Source organism: Gracilimonas sp., assembly GCF_035704785.1.
GTDB lineage: Bacteria > Bacteroidota > Rhodothermia > Balneolales > Balneolaceae > Gracilimonas.
On the sequence record NZ_DASSWP010000079.1, the window covers coordinates 21,699 to 31,882 of the forward strand.

Sequence of the window (10,184 nt, forward strand, 5' to 3'; positions counted from 1 at the left end):
ATAGGTTGCTTATTGTGCATTGGATGGTAGCAAATGAAGGTAATAATGCCAAAAGTATATCGATTTTAATCCAATCTTTCCTAAAACAAAAAAAGGCGCATCTTTTGATGCGCCTCTGCAATAATCAAATGATCAGAATAAGAGGATCAATCAAATAATTTCTTGATCCAGCCAAAAGCTCCATCTGATTTTCCGGGGCTCGGGCGTTTACTCTTCCCTTTACCATCCTTACCGCCGGAAAGTCCATCATAAGTTGGACGAGGCAGTCCATTACCATTTGATGATTCTTCTTTTTTAGGCTTTTTACGGCGCTTTCGATCCCGGTCGTCATTGCTTTTCTTGTTACGACCTTGATCTTTATTCTTCGAGCTTTTCTTTTTCTTACTCTTGTCAGGCTCTTTGCCGCGACTTTTCTTTTCCTTCACTTCTTCGGGAAGGGGGAGTTCGGTTGGGGCATAACCCACTTTTTTAACGATCTCGTCGATATCATCTTTATCCATCTTGGAAACAAGCGATACAATACGTGCAGCTTTGCCTTTACCCACCAATTCGGCGCGATATTTATATTCCTCTACCTCATCGGGTACATCGTAGTTGATGACCTGTTTAACCTCATCCAGCTCGACTTCGGTAGCTGATAATCCTCCAACCAGCAAAATCTTCATCTCGCCGGAAGTGAATTTACCAAAGCGTTCTTCATAGTATTCTTCCTTGAGGCCTTCGTTGATACTCACCACTCCCCATCCTTTTTTGCGAATAATGCGAAACAGACGGTCGGTTGTTCTTTTAGAAGCAGCGAACACTACAATCTTGTCGGTCAGTGTTTTTTCCAGATGAGCAAGTAATGTTGAGATCTTAGCTCTTGGCGGCACGTAAATATAAGCCTGAGTCAGATCTTCAGGAACGGGATCAGGGTCTTCTGCTTCACTATCCTGATCTTTAGCCTGAGTTTCTTCTTTTTCTTTCGGTTCGTCATCCTTTTTCTCTTCGGGGTTCAGAACCACGCTTACGCTCGCTTTTTTCAGCTTGCGGTTAACTTCTCCTTGATCAAGTTCAAAGTCCTCTTCTTTATGATCATGAGAGGAAGCTTTCTCTTCTGAATCAGAATTTTTTTCAGGATTTGGATCGGAAGATTTAGCCTCATCAAATCCAATTACTACTGAATCTTTTAGCAGAAGATCGGAAAGCTGCTGCGTAGCTTTGTTGTTGGACTCAGAAAAAATGAGTGATTGAGGAGTTCCTTCCACATACTTCATTATATCCTTAACCCGGCTAACCAGGTTGTAGTTTTCCATGCCGTGGGCCTCATCAATAATGATAAGATCTACGTTAGGAAGCGTTAGCTTGTGATTCTCCAGTATTTCAATCAGCCGGCCGGGATTTGCTATCACAACCGGTGCCCCATCTTTAATAGCTTGTTCTTGCTCTGTGCGAATTCCTTTCATGGAAAGTGCCGCACTGCTGATCTGTGCATGATAACCCATGCCCCAAACCTTTTCGTCTATTTCCTTAACTCGCTCAATAGATGGTGTTAATATTAAAACTCGTGTGCCAGAAACCTCTCCGTTGGTCGTTAGTTTTTGTAATGCAGGTATCAAAAATACTCCATCATCACCGGCTTCATGTTTTACAAGCATATGTTTGCCTTGTAGTGCCGGTGGAATAACTTCATTCTGGAGAGGTGTGGGTTGTTCAATTCGTACGTCGGCCAGCCCGCTCAATAGTTCGGGGCTTAAGCCAAATTCTTCAAAAGACAATGGTTACACCTCTTTCATTTTTTGGCGTTATAGTTCAATTTTCAAAGATCATGTCTTTTTACAAAAGACTCTTAAATATACAAAAAATGTGAACTAAGCTCAGGGAATTTGAATATTGTCCATTAAACAGCGAATTATGAGGCATATGGGGGCTCATTGTTAAATCAAACCATTGTAAAAAGCTTTTATGTTGCTGAATTGAAAAGTGATCGGGCGACGGACGGAACCGGTATGCGATTTTAATTAAAAGGAAGATTATTCGTTGACTTGCGCTGCTTGAGGAGTCGTATTTTTAAAAGAAGCAGAAAAATTTTCTGCTAAGCCTGATTTAACTCCGGTTTGTTTTAGGTATAGGATGGAGAGTCCTAAGATCAGTAGAATCCCTATAATTCCAATCAGTCCTGCTTCGGGGCCAAAAGCACCACCGGTCCACCATTCCGGTCCATCTTGTTGTATTTGAATGACTGAGTTTCGGAATTCCATACCGCTCACCCGAAATCCAAAGATGCCCCCCTGAAAGAAATTCCAGGAGAAGTGAAGGCCAATGGAAAGGGCTAATCGCCCGGTAATGATAAAGGGTATGGCAAGCATCACTCCGGCAAGAATAATATTTATAACTGCTGTAAGCGATGCGTTTGGATTACCTGCATGTAACATCCCAAAAATAGAAGAACTTATGATCACAGCGAAAATAGTAGCTTTCTGCGGAGTAATACTTCCAAAAGTTAATCCTTCTGCAATGTTAGGAATGAGATAGCCGCGTGCCATCACCTCTTCGTAGAATCCGACCGATATCATTTGTAATAAGAAAAGAGAAAGCGGAATCAGCCAATACCGTGTACCATTCCGGTCCCAGCCAAATCCAGTGACTTCAAGTCCATTTGTTAGCCAAAGGGTTATGAAAATTAGTCCCATCACAGATGCAGCAATTACAATCCCTGCAGTGCATTCTTTAATCCATGTTTTATCAATGGTGAGGCCCGCTTTGGACCATGGCCGCTGATCTACAAACCGGAACATCACATAAAATAAGCCTAAAGCTAAAACCGATTGTAAGATGTACTGAACAGGTGCAAGAGGGATAATGAATGGCGCGCTAACCGCTAACGCGAATAGAAAAATGAACAGCAAAATCCGGAAAAGAGAACGAAGCCGTTGTTCTTCCGGGTTAAAAAATGGATTGATCATAAATCAAAGTGGCTTTAAAGTGGCCATAATGTAGTGAATTTTAGTTTTCTTTAAAGCGTTAAACCTTTATTAAGGAGGCTGTATTTAAAAAATGCACAATACCTCAGAGATTTCCCGTTAACCGTATAAACCAATTAGTGAGAAAACTATGAAGCGATATGTTTTAGAAGCTGATAAATACATTATTGAAGAAACATTCGGTGTCAGTTCAAATTCTGATACCCTTTATGAACCAAATTATAATGTAATGATGGGGCACTCTATGCCTATAATAGTTGAAGAAGATGGAAAAAGACAGATCATTACTTCTACCTGGGGTTTATCTCTTAAAGATTCCAAACAAGATATGAATGAAATAGATTATGAAAGACTGTCAGAAAGTGAAAGCCTGAGATCACTGGCTAAACAAACACCATGCATTATTCCTGCGTCTGGCTTTTATAAGTGGAAAGAAACTGTGGACGATCCCCTTCCATTTTATCTGAGGATATTATCTCAAGAGGTTACCGGATTTGCCGGGGTTTATAACAATTATAAAAATACAAAGGGTCAAAAGATACATTCTTATGCTGTGTTGACAATGCCTGCTAATGCTTTGGTTGAACCACTCGATGATACCATGCCGGTTGTTCTCGATCCGGGCGTCTTTAGTAAATGGCTTAATGGGGAAGCTCTTAATATGGTCGAGAAAGGATTTTCCGGGAATCACTTATTGCCGGATATGTCGGTCTTCAGGGTACCGGAGTTGGTGAATGATCCATCTAATAATTCCAAAGAATTAGTTCAACCCATACCAAAGCTCCGGAACTATGATGAGGATTAGAAATTGGGAATGCTAAATTATGAATGTTGAATTGGTTTATAAATCAACATTCAAAATTTCTAATTCCCATTGGGGGTGGTTCCGGGTTTGCCTTCCGTAGGGTTATTATAATAGCGGATGGTTGGGTAGGCGAAATCAATGTCGTCGTGTTCATCAAAACGATCCAATATCGATTCCCAAAGAGCTTGGGACATTCCTCTGCGTTTGCGGGGGTCTATCAGGTATCTAATGGAAAGGTTGATCCCGCTATCTTTTACACTGGTATAAACAATTGGGGTGAGATAGCGATATTGGATCAAGTATGATTTCTCAGCCTTTGTTATCTCTTCTCGTGCTTGTTCTACAAACTCCTGCATGTTTTCTTCAACCACCTTTTCAAGGATTTTTTTGGCTTTTTTCCAGTCACTTTCGAAGGTCAAAAGTACGCCCATTTCATTCCAGATAAATTCAAAATCACTGGTATAGTTGGCAATGTCATCAGAAAATATTTTATGGTTTGGGACATGGATAACCCGACCTGTGCTTTGGTCAGCGTCCACCCAATTACCGATTTCCAGAATGGTAAATTTGAACACACGAATGTCAATCACATCACCTTTTGAATTTCCAACCTGAATGCGATCTCCTATATCAAATGGCTTTCGCCAAATCAGGAAAAGCCATGCGGCTATATCGGTTACGGGGTCTTTCAGAGCAATGGCAATACCCGCAGAAAGCAATCCCAAAAATGTACCTAACTGACCAAGAGCTGAAAACCAGACCTGACCAAGGATGAGCGCCCCAAGGAAAAAAGTGATGTACGTTATATTTTTTTGCCACTTGTATACTGTTTTCTTGCTTTCAACCTTTTGTTGAAGGATGCGAATGGCAAAAATCCTGATTCCCCATAACGCTAATATAATGACGATGGTCTCTACCATTTGAACGGTAAGGCGCGGGGAATTGGCGATAAATTCTGTTGCGTTGTTTATGAATTCTTCCATCCTTACAATTTATTTAATTTCGAATAGTGAATGCTTGGGATAGTATGCAAAATTGGGTATCTTTTCATCCTTCTAAAAGATTAAGAATATAATTACATGCTTTATAATATTATTGTCGGAGTTATTGCTGTTATTTGCTTTCTGTTGATCCTGGTTATTTTACTGCAACCCGGACAGGGGCAAGGAATTTCCGGGATGGGAGGTGCAGGTGCCATCGGTGGCGGTGGCGGACTTGGTGCTCGCCGAACAGCTGACTTACTCTCGAAATCAACATCTATACTTGCGGCTATTTTCTTAACGCTGTGTGTTCTGGCTAATTTTGCTATCGACAGGGGAGAAGCCAACCGTAGTATTCTACAGGAGGGAGCCCCCGGATTGAATGTTCCGATAGAAGCTCCTTCTCAAACCTCACCTGCTATCCCTCAAACACAAGGCGAGCAAGGTAACACTGATGCTGACACTGACGGAGACGGCGAAAACTAATTCGTTGATTTATGAGAATTTCAAAGCCTCATCATTAAATTGATGAGGCTTTTTTTATGCTAACTCAAATTGGTGAAATTCACAATGAATAGGTAAGTGGCTTTGATTCAAATAGAACATTCGTTAAAAAATAATTTGTGCTATAATCAAGAAAGCAGAAATGGAAAGATCATTTATTAAGCCTATGGATGAATATCAGGAACTGAGAATCAACTTTGACCGCTTTAAAAAAAGACTCAACGAAATTAACAGGATCGGGGCAATGGAAGGGGGAGGTGTCTGTCGTCTTTCGCTGTCAGATGAAGATAAAGCTGCCCGGGATCTGCTTAAAAGATGGACTCAGGAACTGGATATTGAACTGGAAATAGATCAAATCGGAAATATGTTTCTGACACTTCCAGGTGAAACCAATGAACCATGCGTGATGACGGGCTCACATCTTGATACCGTAGGAACCGGCGGTTTATTTGACGGGCCTTTGGGTGTTTTGGGCGGATTAGAAATTATTGAGACACTTAGGGAAAATAGGATCAGACCAAAGCGAACGCTGAAAGTGGCTAATTTCACCAATGAAGAGGGAGTTCGGTTTACTCCCGATATGATGGGAAGTTTAGCTTTTAAAAAAGGAATTTCCATTGATGAATTGCATGGCATTGAATCAGTGGATGGAAAAGTATTGTTAGGGGATGAACTTATAAGAATCGGCTACAAAGGAAAGTTTGAACCCGGTCACTTTCCCGTCTCCGCGTTTGTGGAAATACATATTGAACAGGGACCGATCCTCGAGAATGAAGGATTGAATATTGGCGCTGTAACTAAAGTTCAAGGCATTTATTGGACGGAATACACTATTTTAGGAAGGGCGGCTCATGCCGGAACAACTCCAATTGAGTTAAGAAAAGATGCCGGATTAGTGGCTGCTCAATTAACGGCCTTCGTTCGTGAAAAAGCAAATGAATTAGATGGAGTGGGGACAGTAGGCATTACCGAAGTTTCCCCAAACCTTATAAATGTGGTTCCGGAAAAAGTGAGATTAACCACAGACCTTAGGCATCCCGAAAAAGAGAAACTGAAAAAATTTCAGTCTGAGGTAGATGAGAAAATAAAAGCGTTGTGTGATCAGGAGAATACAAGATTTGAACGGAAAGAAAGAGTCCGGTTTGATCCGGTAGATCTTTCGGGTGAAGTAGCAGGGGCCATACAAGAACAGGCTCAAAAGCTCGGGTTTTCTTCAAAGCGAATGATCAGCGGAGCAGGTCATGATGCACAAATGATGGCTGCAATTTGTCCCACTTCAATGATATTTGTTCCATCTGTAGATGGTATCAGCCATAATATCGAAGAGTTTACGAAAGATGAGGACCTGGATCGTGGCATTAATGTATTGCTGCATGTGATGCTGGATTTAGCCAACCGGTAGATGATGCAAACGATCACCCCTTATCTGAGTTTTTAGCTACATTTATAGCTGCCGGTAAATATGCCTTATTCGGTGAGAAACATCGGGTGGGTTTTACCAATAAAGGGTAAGATTTTTATTTTGACTAAATATTTACCTGTGAGGAAGTTATAACAATAATAAAAGCCGCATTTAGTTTATTTAATTTCCCAAAAAACTTAATCTTACAAATACTGAATATTTTCCTGAAACTTTGTTACTTTAGTACTAATAAAATAGTTCGGGGAGTTATCTTTTTACAGGTAAATCATGCAAATACCTGTATATCTAGAGGTAATTCATTCTTTTGCTATAAATTTCAACTGTGGCGCATTATGGGTCACACAAACTCACATTTCTTATGAAACGCTTAGTAACAACGTTCTTTGTTTCCCTGTTATTCGTGAGTATCGGATTCGGGCAAACACAACTCATTGAGAAAGTCACTCAAAGTGACGATGAATTAGTGATCCCTTACGAGAAATATGTTCTTGATAATGGATTAACGCTTATTATTCACGAAGATGACTCAGATCCTCTGGTTCACGTGGATGTAACTTATCACGTAGGTTCAGCCCGTGAAGAATTGGGTAAATCCGGTTTCGCTCACTTTTTTGAGCACATGATGTTTCAGGGCTCTGAAAATGTAGCCGACGAAGAGCATTTTAAGATCGTTTCTGAATCAGGAGGTACCCTGAATGGAACTACAAACCGGGATCGAACCAATTATTTTGAAACACTGCCAAGCAATCAGCTTGAAGTGGCACTTTGGCTTGAAGCTGATCGCATGGGGTTTTTCCTTCCCGCCGTCACGCAAGAGAAGTTTGAAGTACAGCGCTCTACGGTAAAGAATGAGAAGCAGCAAAATTATGATAACCGTGCTTATGGTTTATACAGTGAACTGAATGCAGCTTCTTTGTATCCTTACGGACATCCATATTCCTGGCTAACCATTGGTAAACTGGAAGATCTGGATCGTGCTAACCTTGAAGATCTGAAGAATTTCTTTATGAGATGGTATGGCCCAAATAATGCTGTATTGACCGTGGGTGGTAACGTAGATCCTGAAGAAGTAGTGGCTTTAGTTGAGAAATATTTTGGAGTGATTCCATCCGGACCTGAAGTAGAGGAAATGGAACTTGATCCGATAACGATAGAAGAAGACCGTTATGTTTCATATGTAGATAATAACATCCGCTTTCCGGCGCTTATCTTTACCTATCCAACTGTAGAAGAATATCATGAAGATGAAGCTCCTTTGAATTTTCTTGCTCAAATTCTGGGAACTGGAAGAAGTTCTTATTTTTTCCAAAAGTTTGTTCAAACTCAGAAAGCTATTCAGGCTTTTGCTGGAAATTCTTCCAGTGAACTTGCCGGTGAATTTTCCATGTTTGTGCTTCCCTATCCCGGGCAAACTCTTGCCGACTTTGAAACTGAGGTGCGTGGAATTCTTGATGAATTTGCCAAGGATGGTGTTTCTGATGAAGACCTGATGAAGATCAAGGCATCTTATGAATCCAGCTTCATAAATCGTCTGGCAAATGTGAGCGGGAAAGTTTCTCAGTTAGCCAGTTATGAGACGTTTGCAGAAAGCCCAAATTACATTCAAAAAGATCTGCAGCGATACCTTGATGTTACCAAAGAAGATATCATGCGGGTATTCAAAAAATATATTTACGAACAACCTGCTGTAATTCAAAGTGTACTTCCCAACGAAAACACTGAACCTGCCAAATCGGATAATTATACCCCTCCAACAGAGGGAGAAAATCCATATCCGCAAGCTGATTATACCGGATTGGAATATGAACGCCCAACCGGCGATAACTTTGACCGAAGTGTGAAACCGGAAGCTAAAACAGCCCCTCTGGTTCAGGTACCTGAGTTTTGGAGGGAAGACTTCGATAACGGAATTGAAGTGATTGGAACCAATTACACCGAAATTCCTATAGTTACATTGCAGTTGAGTATTGAGGGTGGGCACCGGATGAATTCTTATGCTCCGGATAAAGCCGGTTTGGCTTCTTTAACAGCGTCCATGCTAAACGAGTCAACGGAGAATTATACAGCTGAGGAGATACAGGAAGAACTTCGCAAAACAGCGAGTACAGTTCGGGTATCTTCAGGAACTTCGTCTACTACCGTTTACATCAGTACTCTTAAAAAGAATCTTGATAGAACGCTTGAACTGGCTGAAGAGATCATGATGCGTCCCGGTTTTGATGAGACGGATTTTGCCCGCGTTAAAATGCGGCAGATTGAAGGACTTAAGTCAAGTTATCAGAATCCTGCTTCAATAGCCGGTATGGTTTATAATCGTCTGCTTTATGGAGATGAACACATATATTCAGTTTCTTCAAGTGGACTTGAAGAAACCGTTGAGCGTATTACCCTGGAAGATGTAAAGGCTTTTTATGAGAAATACTATGACCCTCAGCTTACCGAACTGGTAATTGTAGGAGATATTGAAAAGGATGAGATCCTTTCAAAACTGGATTTTCTAAAAAGCTGGGAGCCCAAAGGGGCTGAGGTTCCTGATCTTCCTGAAGTTGAGCCTGCAGAAAACACCAAGATCTATTTAGTCGACAAAAAAGGAGCGCCACAATCTCAGATCCGAATTGGAAATATGACGGACCTGACTTATGATGCCACCGGTGAATATTACAAAAGGTCTCTCATGAACTATGTACTGGGAGGAGCTTTCAACAGTCGCATAAATCTTAACCTTCGGGAAGATAAAGGATGGACCTATGGAGCCGGATCAGGCTTTAGCGGCTCTGATGAACCCGGGCCTTTCACTGCATACGCAGGGGTTAGAGCTTCTGCTACCGACAGTGCAGTTTATGAATTTATGAAAGAGATCACAGAATATCGTGAAGGAGGCATTACGGAAGAAGAGCTGGCTTTCATGAGAAATTCCATTGGACAGAGTGATGCTCGTCGATATGAGGCCCCACAGCAAAAAGCAGGTTTCTTGCGTCAAATTATACGCTACGACCTGGATGAGTCTTTTGTAGATGAGCAGGCAGAGATCATTGAAACCATTTCACAGGAAGAGATCAACGATCTTGCTAAAAAGCATCTGCAACCGGATCAGTTCTACATCCTGGTAGTAGGTGATGCCGAAGCACATCGCGAAGGCTTGGAAGCTCTCGGCTACGAAGTTATTGCAGTTACCGAGAAAGGTGATATTATTTCTGAATATAAAGAAGGAAACGCTACAGGTAACGGAGAGCAGTAAGCGACACAATTAATAGTTGTATAAAAATCCCGTTTGATTAAGTTCAGGCGGGATTTTTTTGTTTATTACTTCTTCATACAAAAAGTAAGATTTTTTATATAAGTTATATCAAATCAGTTTTTTAACATATAAAATTGCTAAGAAACCTGAATTTTGATTCATTTGAATAGATGCGTTTGTCTAATACTTTTAAAAAAATTCCATTATCTGAAATAACACCTAACCAACTTAAATATGATACACCCACATACTGAATTAAAGTTAATCAGTG

General features: G+C 40.9%; 7 protein-coding genes. 4 read left to right on the plus strand and 3 right to left on the minus strand.

Annotation, left to right across the window (positions count from 1 at the left end):
- Nucleotides 1-146: 146 nt before the first annotated feature.
- Both VFM80_RS04550 and VFM80_RS04555 read right to left on the minus strand, forming a co-directional pair.
- Nucleotides 147-1,757, minus strand: a complete 1,611-nt coding sequence (locus VFM80_RS04550; RefSeq protein ID WP_395070001.1) for a DEAD/DEAH box helicase — start codon at nucleotides 1,755-1,757, stop codon at nucleotides 147-149.
- A 255-nt stretch (nucleotides 1,758-2,012) separates the two neighbouring features.
- Nucleotides 2,013-2,945, minus strand: a complete 933-nt coding sequence (locus tag VFM80_RS04555; RefSeq protein ID WP_395070003.1) for a CPBP family intramembrane glutamic endopeptidase — start codon at nucleotides 2,943-2,945, stop codon at nucleotides 2,013-2,015.
- A 148-nt stretch (nucleotides 2,946-3,093) separates the two neighbouring features.
- On the opposite strand from VFM80_RS04555, the gene VFM80_RS04560 reads away from it, so the two are divergent.
- Nucleotides 3,094-3,768, plus strand: coding sequence for an SOS response-associated peptidase (locus VFM80_RS04560; protein WP_395070005.1), 675 nt, complete (start codon nucleotides 3,094-3,096; stop codon nucleotides 3,766-3,768).
- Nucleotides 3,769-3,827: 59 nt separating this feature from the next.
- Here the strand turns inward: VFM80_RS04560 and VFM80_RS04565 are convergent, their stop codons facing one another.
- Nucleotides 3,828-4,751, minus strand: a complete 924-nt coding sequence (locus tag VFM80_RS04565; protein WP_395070007.1) for a mechanosensitive ion channel family protein — start codon at nucleotides 4,749-4,751, stop codon at nucleotides 3,828-3,830.
- 96 nt (nucleotides 4,752-4,847) lie between these two features.
- On the opposite strand from VFM80_RS04565, the gene secG reads away from it, so the two are divergent.
- The 3 genes from secG (at nucleotide 4,848) to VFM80_RS04580 (ending at nucleotide 9,913) form a co-directional block, all read left to right on the plus strand.
- The gene (secG, locus tag VFM80_RS04570; RefSeq protein WP_395070009.1) at nucleotides 4,848-5,234 is read left to right on the plus strand and encodes a preprotein translocase subunit SecG; all 387 of its coding nucleotides are present in this window, start codon (nucleotides 4,848-4,850) and stop codon (nucleotides 5,232-5,234) included.
- 160 nt (nucleotides 5,235-5,394) lie between these two features.
- Complete coding sequence (locus tag VFM80_RS04575; RefSeq protein WP_395070011.1) at nucleotides 5,395-6,654, plus strand: Zn-dependent hydrolase; 1,260 nt, start codon at nucleotides 5,395-5,397, stop codon at nucleotides 6,652-6,654.
- Between the two features lie 379 nt (nucleotides 6,655-7,033).
- Nucleotides 7,034-9,913, plus strand: a complete 2,880-nt coding sequence (locus VFM80_RS04580; RefSeq protein WP_395070013.1) for a M16 family metallopeptidase — start codon at nucleotides 7,034-7,036, stop codon at nucleotides 9,911-9,913.
- Nucleotides 9,914-10,184 lie beyond the last annotated feature (271 nt).

Coding starts and splice junctions, on each gene's coding strand:
- secG (WP_395070009.1), top strand. CDS start 4,848: ATGCTTTATAATATTATTGTCGGAGTTATTGCTGTTATTTGCTTTCTG.
- VFM80_RS04580 (WP_395070013.1), top strand. CDS start 7,034: ATGAAACGCTTAGTAACAACGTTCTTTGTTTCCCTGTTATTCGTGAGT.
- VFM80_RS04555 (WP_395070003.1), bottom strand. CDS start 2,945: ATGATCAATCCATTTTTTAACCCGGAAGAACAACGGCTTCGTTCTCTT.
- VFM80_RS04575 (WP_395070011.1), top strand. CDS start 5,395: ATGGAAAGATCATTTATTAAGCCTATGGATGAATATCAGGAACTGAGA.
- VFM80_RS04560 (WP_395070005.1), top strand. CDS start 3,094: ATGAAGCGATATGTTTTAGAAGCTGATAAATACATTATTGAAGAAACA.
- VFM80_RS04565 (WP_395070007.1), bottom strand. CDS start 4,751: ATGGAAGAATTCATAAACAACGCAACAGAATTTATCGCCAATTCCCCG.